This is a genomic window from Variovorax paradoxus NBRC 15149, assembly GCF_001591365.1.
GTDB lineage: Bacteria > Pseudomonadota > Gammaproteobacteria > Burkholderiales > Burkholderiaceae_C > Variovorax > Variovorax paradoxus.
The window spans coordinates 2,297,385-2,315,964 of sequence record NZ_BCUT01000001.1; the positions used below are offsets into that span (position 1 = coordinate 2,297,385).

19 protein-coding genes are annotated in these 18,580 nt (G+C 68.5%); 12 read left to right on the plus strand and 7 right to left on the minus strand.

What is annotated here, in order from left to right; all coding sequences use genetic code 11:
• Positions 1 to 45 precede the first annotated feature (45 nt).
• From VPA02S_RS10685 to VPA02S_RS10705, 5 genes are all read left to right on the plus strand, one after another.
• Positions 46 to 420 carry a translation initiation factor Sui1 gene (locus VPA02S_RS10685; RefSeq protein WP_012745484.1) on the plus strand — a complete coding sequence of 125 codons (375 nt, stop codon included), beginning with the start codon at positions 46 to 48 and terminating at the stop codon, positions 418 to 420.
• 5 nt (positions 421 to 425) lie between these two features.
• Positions 426 to 659 (plus strand): DUF3820 family protein, encoded by a 234-nt coding sequence (locus VPA02S_RS31330; protein ID WP_012745483.1) that lies wholly within the window; start codon positions 426 to 428, stop codon positions 657 to 659.
• A gap of 181 nt (positions 660 to 840) precedes the next feature.
• Positions 841 to 1,254: an RNA-binding regulator gene (rbp, locus tag VPA02S_RS10695; protein WP_012745482.1), complete on the plus strand. Its 414-nt coding sequence runs from the start codon at positions 841 to 843 to the stop codon at positions 1,252 to 1,254.
• 182 nt (positions 1,255 to 1,436) lie between these two features.
• The gene (locus VPA02S_RS10700; protein ID WP_012745481.1) at positions 1,437 to 1,925 is read left to right on the plus strand and encodes a tripartite tricarboxylate transporter TctB family protein; all 489 of its coding nucleotides are present in this window, start codon (positions 1,437 to 1,439) and stop codon (positions 1,923 to 1,925) included.
• 12 nt (positions 1,926 to 1,937) lie between these two features.
• Positions 1,938 to 3,449 carry a tripartite tricarboxylate transporter permease gene (locus tag VPA02S_RS10705; protein ID WP_012745480.1) on the plus strand — a complete coding sequence of 504 codons (1,512 nt, stop codon included), beginning with the start codon at positions 1,938 to 1,940 and terminating at the stop codon, positions 3,447 to 3,449.
• A 13-nt stretch (positions 3,450 to 3,462) separates the two neighbouring features.
• Here the strand turns inward: VPA02S_RS10705 and chrA are convergent, their stop codons facing one another.
• Positions 3,463 to 4,806, minus strand: coding sequence for a chromate efflux transporter (gene chrA, locus VPA02S_RS10710; protein WP_012745479.1), 1,344 nt, complete (start codon positions 4,804 to 4,806; stop codon positions 3,463 to 3,465).
• A gap of 22 nt (positions 4,807 to 4,828) precedes the next feature.
• Complete coding sequence (locus VPA02S_RS10715) at positions 4,829 to 5,587, minus strand: sulfite exporter TauE/SafE family protein (protein WP_012745478.1); 759 nt, start codon at positions 5,585 to 5,587, stop codon at positions 4,829 to 4,831.
• A 409-nt stretch (positions 5,588 to 5,996) separates the two neighbouring features.
• Between VPA02S_RS10715 and VPA02S_RS10720 the strand changes: the two genes are divergently transcribed.
• Positions 5,997 to 6,296 carry a hypothetical protein gene (locus VPA02S_RS10720; RefSeq protein ID WP_012745477.1) on the plus strand — a complete coding sequence of 100 codons (300 nt, stop codon included), beginning with the start codon at positions 5,997 to 5,999 and terminating at the stop codon, positions 6,294 to 6,296.
• Between the two features lie 8 nt (positions 6,297 to 6,304).
• Here the strand turns inward: VPA02S_RS10720 and VPA02S_RS10725 are convergent, their stop codons facing one another.
• From VPA02S_RS10725 to VPA02S_RS10745, 5 genes are all read right to left on the minus strand, one after another.
• The gene (locus VPA02S_RS10725) at positions 6,305 to 7,978 is read right to left on the minus strand and encodes a thiamine pyrophosphate-binding protein (RefSeq protein ID WP_012745476.1); all 1,674 of its coding nucleotides are present in this window, start codon (positions 7,976 to 7,978) and stop codon (positions 6,305 to 6,307) included.
• 19 nt (positions 7,979 to 7,997) lie between these two features.
• The gene (locus VPA02S_RS10730; RefSeq protein ID WP_012745475.1) at positions 7,998 to 9,239 is read right to left on the minus strand and encodes a pyridoxal phosphate-dependent aminotransferase; all 1,242 of its coding nucleotides are present in this window, start codon (positions 9,237 to 9,239) and stop codon (positions 7,998 to 8,000) included.
• Positions 9,236 to 10,141, minus strand: a complete 906-nt coding sequence (locus VPA02S_RS10735; RefSeq protein WP_012745474.1) for an amino acid ABC transporter substrate-binding protein — start codon at positions 10,139 to 10,141, stop codon at positions 9,236 to 9,238. Before VPA02S_RS10735 ends, VPA02S_RS10730 begins: the two co-directional genes overlap by 4 nt.
• 94 nt (positions 10,142 to 10,235) lie before the next feature.
• Positions 10,236 to 11,774, minus strand: coding sequence for an L-piperidine-6-carboxylate dehydrogenase (amaB, locus tag VPA02S_RS10740; protein ID WP_012745473.1), 1,539 nt, complete (start codon positions 11,772 to 11,774; stop codon positions 10,236 to 10,238).
• A 168-nt stretch (positions 11,775 to 11,942) separates the two neighbouring features.
• A complete protein-coding gene (locus VPA02S_RS10745) occupies positions 11,943 to 12,803 on the minus strand; it encodes an IclR family transcriptional regulator (protein ID WP_012745472.1) in 861 nt (286 codons plus the stop codon).
• A gap of 204 nt (positions 12,804 to 13,007) precedes the next feature.
• Between VPA02S_RS10745 and VPA02S_RS10750 the strand changes: the two genes are divergently transcribed.
• From VPA02S_RS10750 to VPA02S_RS10775, 6 genes are read left to right on the plus strand one after another with little or no spacing between them, the layout of a single operon-like run.
• Positions 13,008 to 14,078 (plus strand): ABC transporter ATP-binding protein, encoded by a 1,071-nt coding sequence (locus VPA02S_RS10750; RefSeq protein WP_012745471.1) that lies wholly within the window; start codon positions 13,008 to 13,010, stop codon positions 14,076 to 14,078.
• The gene (locus VPA02S_RS10755) at positions 14,075 to 14,926 is read left to right on the plus strand and encodes an ABC transporter permease (RefSeq protein WP_012745470.1); all 852 of its coding nucleotides are present in this window, start codon (positions 14,075 to 14,077) and stop codon (positions 14,924 to 14,926) included. Before VPA02S_RS10750 ends, VPA02S_RS10755 begins: the two co-directional genes overlap by 4 nt.
• 4 nt (positions 14,927 to 14,930) lie before the next feature.
• Positions 14,931 to 15,725: an ABC transporter permease gene (locus VPA02S_RS10760; protein WP_012745469.1), complete on the plus strand. Its 795-nt coding sequence runs from the start codon at positions 14,931 to 14,933 to the stop codon at positions 15,723 to 15,725.
• The gene (locus tag VPA02S_RS10765) at positions 15,726 to 16,031 is read left to right on the plus strand and encodes a (2Fe-2S)-binding protein (RefSeq protein WP_012745468.1); all 306 of its coding nucleotides are present in this window, start codon (positions 15,726 to 15,728) and stop codon (positions 16,029 to 16,031) included.
• Positions 16,028 to 17,446, plus strand: coding sequence for an FAD/NAD(P)-dependent oxidoreductase (locus tag VPA02S_RS10770; protein ID WP_012745467.1), 1,419 nt, complete (start codon positions 16,028 to 16,030; stop codon positions 17,444 to 17,446). The genes VPA02S_RS10765 and VPA02S_RS10770 overlap by 4 nt, the downstream gene beginning before the upstream one ends.
• Positions 17,443 to 18,573 (plus strand): NAD(P)/FAD-dependent oxidoreductase, encoded by a 1,131-nt coding sequence (locus tag VPA02S_RS10775; protein WP_012745466.1) that lies wholly within the window; start codon positions 17,443 to 17,445, stop codon positions 18,571 to 18,573. The genes VPA02S_RS10770 and VPA02S_RS10775 overlap by 4 nt, the downstream gene beginning before the upstream one ends.
• Positions 18,574 to 18,580 lie beyond the last annotated feature (7 nt).

Consider the following 18,580-nt stretch of genomic DNA (forward strand, 5'->3'; position numbering starts at 1 on the left):
GAGGGATGAACCGGGGACAGTGAAGAAGACGAAGAGATCGATCGAATGGCAACGATGAAAAGCAATCCGGCCAGCGCCCTGGTGTACTCCACCGAGGCGGGCGGCCGCATGTGCCCCGATTGCCGCGCGCCGATGGCGCAGTGCCGCTGCAAGCAGATCAAGGCGCGCGCGCCGGCCACCGACGGCATTGTGCGTGTATCGCACGAGACCAAGGGCCGCAAGGGCAAGGGCGTGACCGTGGTCAAGGGCCTGGCGCTCGATGCGGCGGCGCTCGCGGCGCTGGGCAAGCAGCTCAAGACGGCCTGCGGCTCGGGCGGCACGGTGAAGGACGGCCTGATCGAAATCCAGGGCGACCACCGCGAGCTGGTGATCGCCGCGCTCTCGAAGCAGGGCCACACCGTCAAGCGCGCAGGAGGCTGAATTCAATGAAACCCGAAGACCTGCAGCGCCTCGTCACGCTCGAAATGCCCTTTGGCAAGCACAAGGGCACACTGATTGCCGATTTGCCCGGAAATTACCTGAATTGGTTCGCACGCGAGGGTTTTCCCTCGGGCGAAATTGGCCGGCTGCTTCATTTGATGCATGAAATAGACCACAACGGCCTCTCCGGCCTGCTGCAACCGTTGCGAAACCGCCCCTCAGGACGTGATGTTTCGTAATAAGCGCGGATTTTGATACGCTTTTTCCGGAACGGCTTGATAATCCGGCCTACGTGTCTGTGAGCTTGTCTCCCGTGCACGTAATTCGGTGATCGGTCAGTTTCGCGCCACAGCGCATTTGTTTGTTGTGATTCTGGGACTCCATCGCTTTGTCTTGTTGGTTTGAATTAGGAGTCCCTCAATGGGCAAGAAACTCTACGTAGGCAACCTCGCCTACTCTGTGCGTGACAACGACCTGGAACAGGCTTTCGGCGAGTTCGGCTCGATCGTCAGCGCCAAGGTCATGATGGAACGCGACACCGGCCGCTCCAAGGGCTTCGGTTTCGTGGAAATGGGCACCGACGCTGAAGCGCTGGCTGCCGTCGAAGCCATGAACGGCCATTCGCTCCAGGGCCGCGCCCTGACCGTGAACGAAGCACGTCCGATGGAAGCTCGTCCCCCCCGTACCGGTGGTGGCGGCGGCTACGGCGGCGGCGGCGGTGGTGGTTACGGCGGTGGTGGTGGCGGCGGCGGCTACGGTGGTGGCGGCGGTGGCCGCAGCGGTGGTGGCGGCGGCTACGGCGGCGGCGGCGGCGGTGGTCGCGGCGGCTACTAAGCCCTCCCCCGAGACTTCGCTCTCAAGTAAAAAAAGCTCCTTCGGGAGCTTTTTTCGTTTCCGCACCGCTCCTCTTTCCAGAGCGGGAGAACCCTCGTACGCATTAGTCCCTACCGCGCAGGTCAGCCAGCGGTCAGCCGCGGGCGACGACCCTCACCCCTCCAATCAAGAGGGTCGAGACAATGCGCATCAAGAGTCAGGCTGACTTCTTTTCAGGAGTCATGTTCACAGCCGTGGGGGGCGCCTTCGGCATCGGCGCCACCACCTACAACATCGGCGACGGTGCCCGCATGGGGCCCGGTTACTTCCCGCTCATGCTGGGCATCCTGCTGGCCATCCTGGGCGCATTCATCATGTTCCAGGCGCTGGTGGTCGAAACCGCCGACGGCGACAAGATCGGCAAGTGGGCCTGGAAGCCGCTGGCCTTCGTGCTCGGCGCCAACCTCGCGTTCGGCGTGCTGCTGGGGGGCCTGCCGAGCATCGGCCTGCCCGCCATGGGAATGATCGTCGCGATCTACGCGCTCACCATCATCTCGAGCATGGCCGGTGAACATTTCAAGCTGCGCGACGTGCTGGTGCTGTCCACCATCCTGGCGGCCGGCAGCTACGTGGCCTTCATCTGGGCGCTCAAGCTCCAGATCCAGGTCTGGCCCACTTTCATTTCGGGCTGAGGAGCACGCACCATGGACCTGATCCACAACCTTTCCATCGGTTTCGGCGTTGCCTTCACCTTCACCAACCTGCTGTACTGCCTGCTGGGCTGCATCCTGGGCACCTTGATCGGCGTGCTGCCGGGCATCGGCCCGGTCGCGACCATCGCGATGCTGCTGCCCGCCACCTACGCGCTGCCGCCCGTGTCGGCGCTGATCATGCTGGCCGGCATCTACTACGGCGCGCAGTACGGCGGCTCGACCACCGCCATCCTGGTGAACCTGCCCGGGGAGTCGTCCTCGGTGGTCACCTGCATCGACGGCTACCAGATGGCAAGGCAGGGCCGCGCAGGCCCCGCGCTGGCCGCGGCGGGCCTGGGCTCGTTCTTCGCGGGCTGCGTCGGCACGCTGATCCTCGCGGCCTTCGCGCCGCCGCTGACCGAGCTGGCCTTCAAATTCGGCCCGGCCGAGTACTTCTCGCTGATGACGCTGGGCCTGATCGGCGCGGTGGTGCTGGCCTCGGGCTCGCTGCTCAAGGCGGTGGCGATGATCGTGCTGGGCCTCTTGCTCGGCATCGTGGGCACCGACGTGAATTCGGGCGTGGCGCGCTTCAGCTTCGACATTCCTGAGCTCACCGACGGCATCGGCTTCGTGGTGATTGCCATGGGCGTGTTCGGCTACGGCGAAATCATCGGCAACCTCTCGCAGCCCGACGACGAGCGCGAGGTGTTCACGCACAAGGTCAAGGGCCTGTGGCCCACCAAGGAAGACTTCAAGCGCATGACGCCCGCGGTGCTGCGCGGCACGGCACTGGGTTCGGCGCTCGGCATCCTGCCGGGCGGCGGCGCGCTGCTGGCGGCCTTTGCGGCCTATGCGCTCGAGAAGAAGATCAAGATGCGACCCGGCGAGATCGCCTTCGGCAAGGGCAACATCCGCGGCGTGGCCTCGCCCGAGTCGGCCAACAACGCCGGCGCGCAGACCTCCTTCATCCCGCTGCTCACGCTGGGCATTCCGCCCAACGCGGTGATGGCGCTGATGGTGGGCGCGATGACCATCCACAACATCCAGCCCGGCCCGCAGGTGATGACCAGCAACCCCGAGCTGTTCTGGGGCCTGATCGCCTCGATGTGGATCGGCAACGCGATGCTGATCGTGCTGAACCTGCCGCTGATCGGCATGTGGATCAAGCTGCTGACGGTGCCCTACAAGTTCCTGTTCCCGGCGATCGTGCTGTTCTGCGCGATTGGCGTGTACTCGACCAACAACAACACCTTCGACGTGTGGATGGTCGCGATCTTCGGCTTCATCGGCTACCTGTTCCTGAAGCTGCGCACCGAGCCGGCCCCGCTGTTGCTGGGCTTCATCCTCGGGCCGATGATGGAAGAGAACCTGCGGCGCGCGCTGCTGCTGTCGCGCGGTGCCTGGAGCGTGTTCGTCACGCGGCCGCTGTCGGCCGGCCTGCTGGTGGCCGCGGCGCTGCTGCTGGGCATCGTGCTGCTGCCGTCGATCAAGGCCAAGCGCGAAGAAGCCTTCGTCGAGGAATGACCCCGGGGCGAGCCTAGTGCAGTAGTTGCCAGGCCATCCCGGTCAGTGCGGAAGCAAGCACCACCGGGATCACACCGGCCTTGAAGCGGAAGAGCGCGAGGGCCGCGAGGACGCCGATCACGGCGGAAGCGATCTCGAAGGGTCCGGACAGGCCTGCGGGCCAGAGCACGTGGTAGGCGAAGAAGACCGCCAGGTTGACGATCACGCCGACCACGGCCGCGGTGATGGCGGTCAGCGGCGCGGTGAACTTCAGGTTGCCGTGGGTCGATTCGATGAACGGACCGCCCAGCAGGATGAACAGGAACGACGGCAGGAAGGTGAAGAAGGTCACCACCGCCGCCGCCGCAGCGCCCGCCGCGAACGGCGCCTCTGGACCGAACAGGGCCTGCCCCCAGCCGCCCACGAAGCCGACGAACGACACCACCATGATCAGCGGACCGGGCGTGGTTTCGCCGAGCGCCAGTCCGTCGATCATCTGCGTGGCGCTGAGCCACTGGTAATGGTCGACCGCGCCCTGGAACACATAGGGCAGCACCGCGTAGGCGCCGCCGAAGGTCAGAAGCGCCGCCTTGGTGAAGAACCACGCCATCTGCGTGAGCGCGCCGTGCCAGCCGTACAGCGCGGTGAGCGCGCCAAGGGCGCCGAGCCACAGCAGGAAGAACACCGCCAGCACGCGCGCGAAACGGCCCCAGCCGAAAAGCGCGTGCTGCGGCGTCGGCGTGTGGTCGTCGATCAGCGCCGGCCCGGCCGACGACGCGGCGCTGCCGTGGCCGCCGCCCGCCGCAAAGTACGCCGGCGCGAACCGGCTGCCGAAGTAGCCGATGGCCCCGGCGGCCAGCACGATCAGCGGGAACGGCAGGCGCAGCGCGAAGATCGCCACGAAGGCCGCCACGGCAATCGCCCAGAGCCATGCGTTCTTGAGCACCCGCGAGCCGATGCGCCAGGCGGCGAACAGCACGATCGCCGTCACCGCGGGCTTCACGCCGTAGAGCAGGCCCGCCACGGCCGGCACCTGGCCGTAGGCCATGTAGGCCCACGACAGGCCAACCAGGATGAAGAGCGAGGGCAGCACGAAGAGCACGCCCGCCGCAATGCCGCCCCAGGTGCGGTGCATGAGCCAGCCGATGTAGGTGGCCAGCTGCTGGGCCTCGGGGCCGGGCAGCAGCATGCAGTAGTTCAGCGCATGCAGGAAGCGCTTCTCCGAGATCCAGCGCCGGCGCTCGACCAGTTCCTGGTGCATCAGCGCGATCTGCCCGGCCGGCCCGCCGAAGCTGATGAAGCCGAGCTTGAGCCAGTAGGCGAAGGCCTGCCAGAAGCCGATGGGTGCGGGAGGTTCGACAGGCTCTGGCGGCGGCATGCAGGAGGACTTTCGGGTTGGGCTATTTCAGGAATGCGTCATAGGCGGTCTTCAGGATCAGCGCGCTCACCACGACGATGAACACCCCCCGCACGAAACCGGCCCCGTGCTTCAGCGCAACACGCGTGCCCAGCAGGCTCCCGGCCACGTTGGCCACCGCCATCACCAGCCCATAGTGCCACCAGACGTGCCCCTTGAGCGCGAGCAGCAGCAGGGCCGCGGCATTGGTGAGCGTGTTGATGATCTTGGCCGAGGCCGAGGCGTTCAGGAAGTCGTAGCCCATCCAGCGCACGAACAAAAAGACCAGGAAGCTGCCCGCGCCGGGGCCGAAGAAGCCGTCGTAGAACCCGATCGACAGCCCGATGGCGCAGGCCGCCAGGGTTTCGGCCCGGCCGCTGAAGCGCGGCACATGGTTGCGGCCCAGGTCCTTGCGCGCGATGGTGTAGAGCAGCACGCCCAGCAGCACGACGGGCAGCGCGCGGCGCAGGAAGTCGCCCGGGAACACCGTGACGCCCCAGGCACCCAGCATCGAGCCCGCGAAACCGAGCAGCGCGGCCGGCCACAGGGCGCCCCAGCGCATCTGCACGCGCTGGCTGAACTGGGCGGCCGCGGCCGCCGTGCCCCAAATGGACGCGCTCTTGTTGGTGCCCAGCAAGGTGGCCGGCGGCGCGCCCGGAAAGACGGCAAAGAGCGCCGGCACGAGGATCAGTCCCCCGCCGCCCACGATCGAATCGACAAAACCCGCGAGCAGCGAGGCGCCCGTGACCACCAGCATTTCCATGGCGGCGATTGTCGCACCCGGATCGCTATCAAAAAGGGAGCTTCAACCGGAGGCAGGACGGGCGCAGGAGCGCTCTTCGGCCGGCAGAAAATGCCCCGGCGGGAGGGCTGCGGCGGGCAAAAAAAAGACGCCGACCAGCGGCGCCTTTTGAAGTTCAGCACGGCTTCTCGATCGGAAGCCTTGAAGAATTTTTGTTGTAGACCGAATTTGTCTCCTCGGACCCTCGGCAGTACGAGCTGGGCCCGTTCGCGAGTGGGCAGACTTTAGGCGGTGCACCGCCCCAGTGCATTGGGAATTACCCGCTTTGCCTTACCTCCGGGGGCCGGTTCGCAAACCAAAGTGTTTCGGACCGTTAACGGCATGGCATGACTTGTGCACGCAAGCGCTTGATCCATTCATGGAGGCCGTCATGTCCATGTCCGAAAGCGAACGCATTGCGCTGGCCGCGCGCCTGCACGTGGCGCTCAGGCGAAAGCACGGGCGCGTGACCGACACCGAATGGATGGCCACCAATGCCGAGTACGCCACGGAGATCGTGCGCATGACGCGCGCGCATGCGGTCGAGACCAAGGACGAAGACCTGTACCTGCTCGCCACCCGGCTGGAGCAGGCGATGGAGCCGCTGGCGCGCGCCGCGCGGCTGGCGGCGCGTGCGCCCGACGGCCATCTGCCGAACCCGCTGCCGCGCTATGCGGACGGGCTGGGCTGATTTCTTCTTCAGCCCGCCGCGAGCGCGGCCTTGCGGATCGACTGCAGCGTGCTGGCCGGCGTGATGGCTTCGGGATCGAGCAGGCAATGCAGGATCGCGGGCTTGCCGCTGGCCCGCGCCCGCGCCAGCGCGGGGCCGAACTCCTCGGTGCTGGCCACGCGCTCGCCGTGGCCGCCGAACACCTCGGCATAGCCGCGGAAGTCGGGGTTCTTCAGCTGCGTGGCGCTCACGCGGCCCGGGTAGTGCTTTTCCTGGTGCATGCGGATGGTGCCGTACATGGCGTTGTCGAGCAGCACCACGAGGATCGGCAGGCCGTACTGCACCGCGGTGGCGAACTCCTGGCCGTGCATCATGAAATCGCCGTCACCCGCGAACACCACCACCTCGCGCTGCGGCCAGAGGCGCTTGGCGCCCACGCCGGCCGGCAGGCCGTAGCCCATCGATCCGCTGGTGGGCGCCAGCTGGCTCGCGAACGCGCGGAACGGCCAGAAGCGGTGCACCCAGGTCGCGAAGTTGCCCGCGCCATTGCAGAAGATGGTGTCGGCCGGCAGCACCTCGCGCAGGTGCTGCATGACCTCGCCCATCTGCAGCGGGCCCGGAATGCGGATGGGCGCCGGATCGCTCCAGCGCAGGAAGTCCTCGCGCGCGGCCTTCGTCCCGGCCTGCCAGGCGGGCGGCGCGGCCGGGCGCAGCGCGGACACCGCCTCGGCAAAAGCCTGCGGCGTGGCGTGGATACCTTGCGCGGGACGATAGAGCTTGCCGAGCTCGTCGGCATCGGCATGCACGTGCACCAGCGCCTGCTTCGGCTGCGGAATGGCGAGCAGCTCGTAGCCCTGCGACGGCACTTCCGACAAACGGCCGCCCGCCAGCAGCACGAGATCGGCGTTGCGGATGCGCTCGAGCATGCGCGGATTCGCGCCCAGGCCCAGGTCGCCCGCGTAGCAGGGGTGCTCGGCCGACAGCAGCATCTGGCGGCGGAACGAGCAGTACACCGGCAGCGAGAACGCCTCGGCAAAAGCCGCGAACTGCTGCGTGGCGGCCTCGGACCAGCGGCTGCCGCCCAGGATGACCACGGGCCGCTCGGCCTGCGACAGGCGCTGCTGCAGCTCGGCGATCTGCGCCGCGCCCGGATGGGTCTCGACCACCGCATAGGGCTGCGCATCGGCCACGGTGGCGGCTTCGGTCAGCATGTCCTCGGGCAGCGCGATCACCACCGGGCCGGGCCGCCCCGAGGTGGCGACGTGGAAGGCGCGCGAGACCAGCTCGGGCACGCGCGCCGGATCATCGATCTGCACCACCCACTTGGCCATGGTGCCGAACACCGCGCCGTAGTCCAGCTCCTGGAAGGCTTCGCGGCCCAGCGCCTCGCGCGCGACCTGGCCGACGAACAGCAGGAGCGGCGTCGAATCCTGGTGCGCGATGTGCACGCCGGCCGCCGCGTTGGTAGCGCCCGGCCCGCGTGTGACGAAGCAGACGCCGGGCCGGCCCGTGAGCTTGCCCTGCGCCTCGGCCATCATCGTGGCGCCGCCTTCCTGGCGGCACACCGTGACGTCGATGGCAGCATCGTGCAGCGCATCGAGCACGGCCAGAAAGCTTTCGCCGGGCACGCAGAACAGCTGCCTGACGCCGTGGGTGATGAGCTGGTCGACCAGGATCTGGCCGCCGGTGCGGGGAGAAGTCATGCTGTTTCCAATCAGAAATTCATTCGAGAGCTTCGCATGCCGCGGCAATGCGTGCACACGCCTCCTCGAGCTGCGCCATCGACGTGGCATACGAAATGCGGAAGTACGGCGCGAGCCCGAACACGCTGCCCGGCACCACCGCCACTTCGAAATCCTGCAGCAGGTAGCTGCAGAAGTCGCTGTCGGTCTGCAGCAGCGCGCCGCTGCGGGTGCGCCGTCCGAGCACGCCCGCGCAGCTGGCAAAGGTATAGAAGGCGCCTTCGGGCACGCGGCAATGCAGGCCCGGTGCGCGGTTCAGTGCGGCCACCACGAAGTCGCGCCGCGCCTGGAAGTCGTTGCGCCGCTCGGCCACCACCTGCTGCGGCCCCGTGAGCGCCTCGATCGCGGCGGCTTGGCTCACCGACGACGGGCACGAGGTCGACTGGCTCTGCACCACCGCCATGGCCGCGATCAGCGCGCGCGGCCCGGCGCCGTAGCCCACGCGCCAGCCGGTCATTGCGTACGCCTTCGAGACGCCGTTGACGGTGAGCGTGCGGTCGCGCAGCCGCGGCTCCACGGCCGCGGGCGTGGCGAACGCGTGGCCGTCGTAGAGGATGTGCTCGTAGATGTCGTCGGCCAGCACCCACACCTTGGGATGCCGCAGCAGCACCTCGCACAGCGGCGCGAGCTGCGCCGCGCTGTAGGCCGCGCCGCAGGGGTTGGACGGCGAGTTCAGGAAGAGCCAGCGCGTGCGCGGCGTGATGGCCGCCTCGAGCTGCGCGGCATCCAGCCTGAAGCCGTTGGTCTCGCCGCAGGGCACGCTCACCGGCACGCCGCCGCAGATCTGCACGATGTCGGCGTAGGAGGTCCAGTACGGCGCGGGCAGGATCACCTCGTCGCCCGGGTTCAGGCTGGCCATCAGCGCGTTGAAGATCACCTGCTTGGCGCCCGCGCCCACGCTGATTTCATCGAGCGCGAAGTCCAGCACGTTGTCGCGCCTGAACTTGAGCTGCACCGCGGCCTTCATGGCCGGGCTGCCGTCGAGCACGGTGTAGCGCGTGTCGCCGCGCTCCATCGCGCGGGACGCGGCGGCGCGAATGGGCTCGGGCGTGTCGAAGTCCGGCTCGCCCGCGCCCAGCACGATCACCGGCCGGCCGGCACGCTTGAGCGCGTTGGCGTGGTCGGTGATGCGCAGGATCTCCGACACGCCGATGGCGCGCACGCGCTGCGCGGGCTCGAATGCGGAAGCCGAAAGTGCGGAATCGAGAACGGTGGATGTCACTTGGCGTAGGCCTCCAGCGGCTTGTCGTTGGGCTCGGCAATGAGCTGTTTCAGCGCCGCGCTCATCGGCAGGTTCAGGCTGGTGTTCTTCGGCGGAATCGGCGCGACGAACCACTTGGTGTAGATCTTCTCGAGCTCGCCGCTCTTCATGAGGCGGCGCAGCGCATCGTCCACCGCGGCCTTGAAGATGGCATCGTCCTTGCGGAACAGCAGCGCGATGGGCTCGGAGCCCAGCGCATCGCCGACGATGCGGTAGGCCGACGGATTCTTCGCGTTCGCGATGATGCCCGCGAGCAGGTTGTCGTCGAGCACGAAGGCATCGGCGCGGCCCGACTCCATCAGCAAAAAGCTTTCGAGGTGGTCCTTGCCGAGCATGGTGGTGATGGTGGTGTTCTGCGCGCGCTCGCGCTTGCGCAGCAGCTGCACGGCGGTGGTGCCGGTGGAGGCCGACACGGTGCGGCCCGCCAATTGGTCGAGCGAGCTGATGCCCGAATCGACGCGCGTGGCCATGCGCACCTCGCTCACGTAGGTGGTGAGCGCGAACGCCACCTGCTGCTGGCGCGCGGTGTTGTTGGTGGTCGGGCCGCAGCCGATGTCGAGGGTGCCGTTCTGCACCAGCGGGATGGTGTTCTGCGCGGTGACGGCCATGTATTCGAGCTTGGCCTGCGGCGCGATGTCCTTCAGCACGCGCTCGCACAGCTCGACGTGGTAGCCCACGTATTTCTCGTTCGCGCCCAGCATGTAGGCCATGGGCGGCGAGGCTTCGCGCACGCCGAGCACCGCCTTTCCGCTGCTCCTGATCTTGTCGAGCGTGCCGCCGGCCGGGGCCTGCTGCGCGGCGGCGCCGAAGGCGAGCGCGAGCAGCGCGGCAGCGATGGCGAGGGTCTTCAATTGCATCTTCATTTTCTCTGTCTCCTGGTTGTTTTTCTTGGGCACGGCCTCCGTCCGGCCGCTGCAGCGGAACGCCGCGCGGCAAGGACAGGAAGGCCGGGGTCGGTCAGTCGTTGATCTCGAAGGTCACGCCTTGGGCAAGCGGCAGTGCGGTCGAGTAGTTGATGGTGTTGGTGGCGCGGCGCATGTACGCCTTCCAGCTGTCGGAGCCGGCTTCGCGGCCGCCGCCGGTTTCCTTCTCGCCGCCGAAGGCGCCGCCGATCTCGGCGCCGCTCGGGCCGATGTTGACGTTGGCAATGCCGCAGTCCGAGCCCGCGCTCGACAGGAAGCGCTCGGCCTCGCGCACGTTGAGCGTGAAGATCGAGGACGACAGGCCCGCGCCCACCGCGTTGTGCCATTCGATGGCGTCGTCCAGCGCGCTGTAGCGCACCACATAGAGAATGGGTGCGAAGGTTTCGCGCAGCACCGGGCCGTCGTGCGACTTGAGCTCGACCAGCGCCGGGCGCACATAGAAGGCGTCCTTCGTGCCAATGCCCTCCACGCGCTGGCCGCCATGCACCGTGGCGCCGATCTCGCGGCTTTCGCCCAGCGCCTTCTGCATGCCGTCGAAGGCCGCGCGGTCGATCAGCGGGCCGACCAGCGTGCCGGCCTCGCGCGGATCGCCCACCTGCACGTTGCCGTACACCTTGGCGAGCTTGGGCACCAGCGCGTCGTACACGCTGTCGTGCACGAACAGCCGGCGCAGCGTGGTGCAGCGCTGGCCGGCCGTGCCCATGGCCGAGAACGCGATGGCGCGCAGCGTGAGGTCGAGGTCGGCCGAGGGCGTGACGATGGCCGCGTTGTTGCCGCCGAGTTCGAGGATGGCGCGCGCGAAGCGCGCGGCCAGCTTCGGCCCCACCTGCCGGCCCATCGCGGTCGAGCCCGTGGCCGAGAGGATCGGCACGCGGTGGTCGTCGACCAGCACTTCACCGATGTCGCGCTGGCCCAGCAGCAGGCCGAGCAGGCCTTCGGGCGCATCGCCGAAGCGTGCAAGGGCGCGCTGCGCGATGGCATGCACGGCCAGCGCCGTGAGCGGCGTTTTTTCGGACGGTTTCCACACCACCGAATCGCCGCACACCAGCGCCAGTGCCGCATTCCACGACCACACGGCCACCGGAAAGTTGAAGGCCGAGATCACGCCGCACACGCCCAGCGGATGCCAGGTTTCCATCATGCGGTGCTCGGCGCGCTCGGTAGCGAGCGTGAGGCCGTAGAGCTGGCGCGAGAGGCCGACCGCGAAGTCGCAGATGTCGATCATTTCCTGCACCTCGCCCGCGCCTTCGGACGGGATCTTGCCGGCCTCGAGCGTGACGAGGCGGCCGAGGTCGGCCTTGGCGGCGCGCAGCTCTTCGCCGAGCAGGCGCACCAGTTCGCCGCGGCGCGGCGCGGGCACGCTGCGCCAGGCCTTGAAGGCCTCGTGCGCCTGGCCGATGGCCGCGGCCGCTTCGGCGGCGGTGGTCTGCCGCACCTGCGCGACCACCTCGCCGGTGACCGGCGAGCGCACCGTGAGTTCGCCGCCGGTATGGGCGGCACCCGGAACGCCGAGGCGCTGCAGCAGCTGCGCGATCTCGGTGGCGACGGAAAGAAAGGCTTGGGCTTCTGGCATGGAGGCTCCGGCGTGGAGAAGAGAGGACAAGACGAAGGGAAGGCGACGCGGCAACAGCTCAATATCTGCGAACAGGGCTTGCTTGCATAGCGAAAAAACGGAAGGACTTGGTGCGTTTCAGGAATGAACTTCCGAAGCGTTCGTGCATTCGGCGCACAAGCAACGCCTTCAAGCCGCAGGCCCCGGCGGCTCGGGCAGGCTGATGCGCTGCCCGGCCGGCGAACCCGCGAGGCTCTGCGCCGGCCGCCGCAAGGTGGCGTCGAAGGGATTGATCTTCGGCCCGATGGCTGCCGCCTCGCGCTTGAGCAGCTCGACCACCGTGGGCATGCGGTCGGCATTGAGCCGGTCGGCGATGGTTCCCACACTGAGCGCGGCCACCGCGCGGCCCTCGCGGTCGAGGATGGGCACGGCCACGCCGGCCATGCCTTCGAGCAGGCCGGTGTTGCGCCCCGCATAGCCGGCCTGGCGCACGCGCTCGATCTCGGTGCGCAGATACACCTCGTCGTACACGCCGTACTCGCGCACACGCGAGAGATTGAAGCGGATCACCTCTTCGCGCTCCGCCTCGGGAAGGAAGGCCAGGATCGCGAGCGCGCCCTGCCCCACGCCCAGCGCGATGCGCCCGCCGATGTCGCCCGTGAACGAGCGGATGGGAAACGGCCCTTCGCTGCGGTCGAGGCAGATCGCGTCGAAGCCGCTGCGCGCCAGCAAAAAGATGCTGTCGCCCAGGCTCGCGCACAGGCGCAGCAGCACCGGGCGGCAGATCGAACGCAGGTCGCCGGGATTGCCGGCGCTGGCCGCGAGCGCGAAGAAGTCGATGCTCAGTCGGTAGAGCTTGCTGCGCTCGTCCTGCTCGACCATGCCTTCGGCCATGAGCGACTGCAAAAGGCGGTGCGTGGTGGCCTGCGTGAGGCCCACGGACCGTGCAATCTGGGTCACGCGCCCGCCCTCGGCCTGCACCGCGCCGAGTGCGCGGATCACCGAAAAGACGCGCGGCACGCCGCCGCTGGCGGCCGAGAGGGTTTCCATACCTTGCTCCTGTGGAATTCCTGAGATCGATTCTCCACATGATATTCCATTGAATGGAATAAATTTAATAAAGATTCTGATTAATGGAATACCCGAGGCATTCTGGCGCGATCGTTGCAATAGAGTGAATTGAAAGTTCTCTCCTTGCCATGGTGTGCACCAAGCTGCTGCACGCCATTTCCCGATCCCGCAGAAAGGCCCTTCATGTCGTTCCTACGGCTCACCGACCTGACCAAGTTCTACGGCGCCACGCGCGCCGTGTCGGCCATGAACCTCACGGTGGAGAAGGGCGAGTTCGTCTCGCTGCTCGGCCCCTCGGGCTGCGGCAAGACCACGACGCTGCAGATGATCGCGGGCTTCGAGCCGGTGTCGAGCGGGCGCATCGAGCTCGCGGGCAAGGACATCACGCATGCCAAGGCCAACACGCGCGGCCTGGGCATCGTGTTCCAGACCTACGCGCTGTTCCCGCACATGACGGTGGCCGACAACGTGAGCTTCGGCCTCGAGATGCGCAAGATGCCCAAGGCCGAGCGCGCGGAACGCGTGAAGCAGGCGCTCGCGCTGGTGCACCTGGAAGCGCACGCCGCGCGCTACCCGCGCGAGCTCTCGGGCGGCCAGCGCCAGCGGGTGGCACTGGCCCGCGCGCTCGTGATCGAGCCGCCGGTGCTGCTGCTGGACGAGCCGCTTTCCAACCTCGACGCCAAGCTGCGCGAGGAAATGCAGTTCGAGCTGCGCCAGATCCAGCGCAAGGTCGGCACCACCACGGTGATGGTCACGCACGACCAGAGCGAAGCCATGTCGATCAGCGACCGCGTGGTGGTGATGGAAGGCGGCTGCGCCACGCAGATCGACCATCCGCACCGCGTCTACGAGCATCCGAGCACGCGCTTCATCTCCACCTTCGTGGGCAAGGCCAACCTGCTGGACGGGCGCGTCACGGCCAGCGGCGCGCGCAGCTGCCAGGTGGCGGTGGGCGCGCTCGCGGTGGAAGTCGACGACAGCGGCTACAAGCCGGGCGATGCGGTGCTGATGAGCGTGCGCCCCGAAAAGCTGCAGCTGGTGGAGGCCGGCCGCGGCCGCCTCGACGGCCAGGTGCTGGAGCGCTTCTTCCTCGGCAGCCAGTGGCTCTATCGCCTGGGCACGCCCGCCGGCGACCTGATGGTGCTGAGCCCCAACGACGGCCGCGACGCGCTCGACGAAGGCCATGCCGCCGGCATCGACTGGCCCGCGCATTGCACGCGCCTGCTGCCGGCCGGCGAGGCGGTGGCCGCATGAAGAGCAAGGCCACGCCCTGGTGGCTGTCGGGGCCCGCGCTACTGCTGTTCGCAGCCCTGCTGGTGGTGCCGCTCGCGCTCACCGCAGTGCTGTCGTTCAACGTCTACGACCCGGCCACGGGGCCGAAGGCCGGCGAGTTCACGCTCGCGCACTACGCCCAGGTGTTCACCGACTCGTACTACCACGGCATCTTCTGGCGCACCTTCTGGATCTCGGCCCTCGTCACCCTGATCTGCGTGCTGGTCGGCGCGCCCGAGGCCTACGTGCTGAGCCGCATGCGCAACCCGTGGCGCTCGGTGCTGCTGCTGGTGGTGCTGGCGCCGCTTTTGGTGTCGGTGGTGGTGCGCGCCTTCGGCTGGAGCATGCTGCTCGGGCCCGAAGGCGCAGTGAACGGGCTGCTGCGGCTGGTGGGCATCGGGCCGGTGAAGATGCTCTACACCGAGACCGCGGTGATCGTCGCGCTGGTGCACGTGATGCTGCCCTTCATGGTGATTCCGGTCTGGACCTCGCTGCAGAAGCTGGATGCGGGCGTGGAGAACGCGGCGCTCTCGCTCAGGGCCTCGCCCTTCACCACGCTGCGGCGCATCGTGCTGCCGCAGGTGATGCCGGGCATTCTCTCGGGCAGCTTGATCGTGTTCGGCCTGGCTGCGAGTTCGTTCGCGATTCCGGGGCTGCTGGGCGGGCGCCGATTGAAGATGGTGGCGACGGTGGTCTATGACGAGTACCTGAGCGAGCTCAACTGGCCGCTCGGCGCTGCTGTCGCGCTGACGCTGCTCGTAGCCAACCTCATCGTGATGCTGAGCTACAACCGGCTCGTCGAAGGCCGCTACAAGAAGGCATTGGGGTGATCAGATGACAAAGAACGGCCCCCTCGCCCTCGCGTTCAACGCGCTCGTCATCACCTTCATGCTGGCGCCGCTGGTGGTGGTGTGCATCGTCGCGTTCACGCCCGAGAACACGCTGACGATTCCGACCACGCACTTCTCGCTGCGCTGGTTCGAGGCGGTGTTCGCGCACCCGGACTTCATGCAGTCATTCTGGAACAGCCTGTGGCTCGCACTGGCTTCGGCCACCATCGCCACGCTGCTCGCGGTGCCGGCCGGCATGGCGATCACGCGCTACACGTTTCCGGGGCGCGACTTCCTCAACGGCCTGTTCCTCTCGCCGCTGATCATTCCGCACCTCGTGCTGGGCGTGGCGCTGCTGCGCCTGTTCGCGCTGGTGGGCGGCACGGGCAGCTTCGGCTGGCTGGTGATGGCGCATGCGCTGATCGTCACGCCCTACACGCTGCGGCTCGTGGTGGCCGCGCTGGTGGGCTTCGACCGCAGCGCCGAGCAGGCCGCGCTCTCGCTGGGCGCGAGCCAGGCCACGGTGTTCCGGCGCATCACGCTGCCGATGATCCTGCCGGGCGTGACGGGCGGGTGGCTGCTGTCCTTCATCAACAGCTTCGACGAAGTGACGATGTCGATCTTCGTCACCTCGCCCAGCACGGTGACGCTGCCGGTGCGCATGTACATGTATGCCACCGAATCGATCGATCCGCTGATGGCGGCCGTGTCGGCGCTGATGGTGGCGGTGACGGCCATCGCGATGGTGGTGCTCGACCGTGTCTATGGACTGGACCGCGTGCTGGTGGGACGCCGATAGATGAGCCTGCCAAAGCTTCAACCGCTGCTGCATCGCCTGGCCGAGACCGGCCGCGCCGCGGTGCCCTTCACGCTCGACGGCCAGCCCGCCTCCGCCCTCGTGGGCGACACGGTGCTGACGGCCGTGCTCACGCAGGCCGCCCAGCTGCGGCGCAACGAATTCAGCGGCGCCCCGCGCGCGGGCTTCTGCATGATGGGCGCCTGCCAGGACTGCTGGATCGCCACCGAGCAGGGCGAGCGCCTGCGCGCCTGCTCCACCTTCATTGCGCCGGGCATGGCGCTGGTCACGGGAAGGAGCGGCGCATGACGGCTTCTTCTTCTGCCGCATTGCAGCCGGTGATCGTCGGCGCGGGGCCGGCCGGCGTGCGCGCCGCACAGGCGCTGGTGGCGCATGGCCTGCGGCCGGTGGTGATCGACGAGGCTTCGCGCGCCGGCGGCCAGATCTACCGGCAGCCGCCCGCGAGCCTGGCCCAGCGCAGCGCGCAGGCGCTCTATGGCTTCGAAGCCGGCCGCGCCGATGCGCTGCATGCCGCCTTCGATTCATTGCGCGAGCGCATCGACTACCGCCCCGACAGCCTGGTGTGGAATGCGCAAGGCGGCCGGCTCGACGTGCTGCACGGCCCGACGCGCAGCACGTCGAGCCTTTCGTACGGCCAGCTGATCGTTGCCACCGGCGCCACCGACCGCGTGCTGCCCGTGCCCGGCTGGACATTGCCCGGCGTCTACACGCTGGGCGGCGCGCAGGTGGCGCTCAAGTTCCAGGGCTGCGCCATCGGCGAGCGCGTGGTGTTCATGGGCACCGGGCCGCTGCTCTACCTGGTCGCGTATCAATACGCCAAGGCCGGAGCGAAGGTCATCGCGGTGCTCGACACCGCGCGGCTCGCCGACCAGCTGGCTGCCACGCCCGCGATGCTGCGGCAGCCCGCCGTGTTCGCCAAGGGCGTGTACTACGTGGCCTGGCTGCGCGCGCACGGCGTGGCGCTGCACGGCGGCGTGCGGCCATTGCGCGTGCTCGGCGATGCACAGGAGAGCCGGGTGGCCGGCGTCGCGTGGCACGACGGCCGCGAAGAACGCACGCTGGCCTGCGATGCCGTCGGCTTCGGCTACGCGCTGCGCTCCGAAACGCAGCTGGCCGACTTGCTCGGCTGCCGCTTCGACTACGCGCCGCTGCACCGCGCCCATCTGCCGGTGCGCGATGCGGCGGGCCGCTCCAGCGTGCGCGGCGTGTACCTTGCGGGCGACGGCGCCGGCATCATGGGTGCCGATGCGGCCGAGTGGGCCGGCGAACGCGCCGCGCTCGCGCTGCTGGCCGACAACGGCGTGGCAGTCGATGTGGCGCGCGCCGCCGAGCTCGAACGCAAGCTCGGCAAGCTCGCCGGATTCCGCGAGGGGCTCGAACGCGCCTTCCCCGTGCCGCGGGACTGGGCCGCGCATGCGCCCGACGAGCTCGTGGTCTGCCGCTGCGAGAACATCACGGCCGGCACCTTGCGCCAGACCGTCGCTGCCGCCGGCGCCGACGAGATGAATCGCCTGAAGGCGCTGTCGCGCGTCGGCATGGGCCGCTGCCAGGGCCGCATGTGCGGCGCGGCGGCCGCGGAGATCCTCGCGCAGGCCACGGGGCTGCCGCTGCAGCAGGTGGGCCGGCTGCGCGGTCAGGCGCCGATCAAGCCGATCCCGATCCACCTGGCCGCTGCGCCATCCGCCGAAGGAGCCGGCGAATGAGCGGCCGCAGGACATTGCGCACCGACGTCGCGATCGTCGGCGGCGGCATCGTCGGCGCGTCGGCCGCGCTGGCCTTGCGGCAGATGGGCATCGGCGTGGTGCTGCTGGAGCGCGACCTGTGCGGCTCGCGTTCGAGCGGCGTGAACTACGGCGGCGTGCGCCGCCAGGGCCGGCCGATCGACCAGCTGCCGCTCGCGCAACGCGCGCACCGCATCTGGGGCCGCCTGCGCGAAACCATCGGCACCGACGGCGAGTACCTGCGCTCGGGCCACTTCAAGATCGCGCGCAGCGAGGCCGACATGGCATCGCTGGAACGCTACCGTGCGCAAAGCAGCGACTTCGACCTGGGGCTGGAGCTGATCTCCGATGCCCGCCTGCGCGAGCGCTGCCCCTGGCTCGGCACGCGCGCCGTCGGCGGCTCGCTGTGCGCGGAAGACGGGCAGGCCAATCCGCGGCTGGTGTCGCCGGCCTTCGCGCTCGCGGCGCAGCGTGCGGGCGCGCAGGTCTTCGAGCGCCACAAGGTCGACGAGGTGGCGCACGACGGCCAGGCCTTCATGCTGCGCTCGGGCAATGCGCTCGAAGTGCATGCGCCGGCGCTGCTCAACTGCGCGGGCGCCTGGGCCGGATCGATCGCCACCGAGTTCGGCGAAGAGGTGCCGCTGCAATCGGGCCATCCCGCGATGGCGGTGACGGAGCCGCTGCCCTTCTTCATGGACTGGAGCCTTGGCGTGGAGGGCGGCGGCATCTACTGCCGCCAGGTGGCGCGCGGCAACCTCGTGCTGGGCGGCGGCGGCAAGGGCGTGGCGCTCGATGCCGACCGCGCCCGCTCCGACCGCGACGCCATCGCCTCGCTTTCCGCACAGGCCGTCGAGCTGCTGCCCGCGCTGCGCCATGCGCATTTCATCCGCACCTGGAGCGGCACCGAAGGCTACCTGCCCGACCGCCAGCCGGTGCTCGGCCCGAGCCGCACCACGCCCGGCCTGTTCCATGGCTTCGGCTTTTCGGGCGCGGGCTTCCAGATCGGCCCCGCTGCCGGCGAAGTGCTGGCCGAACTCGTGCGCGACGGCCGCAGCAGCACGCCCATCGAGAGCTTCTCGATCGAACGCTTCACCCCCACCCCACCCTGAAAGGAAA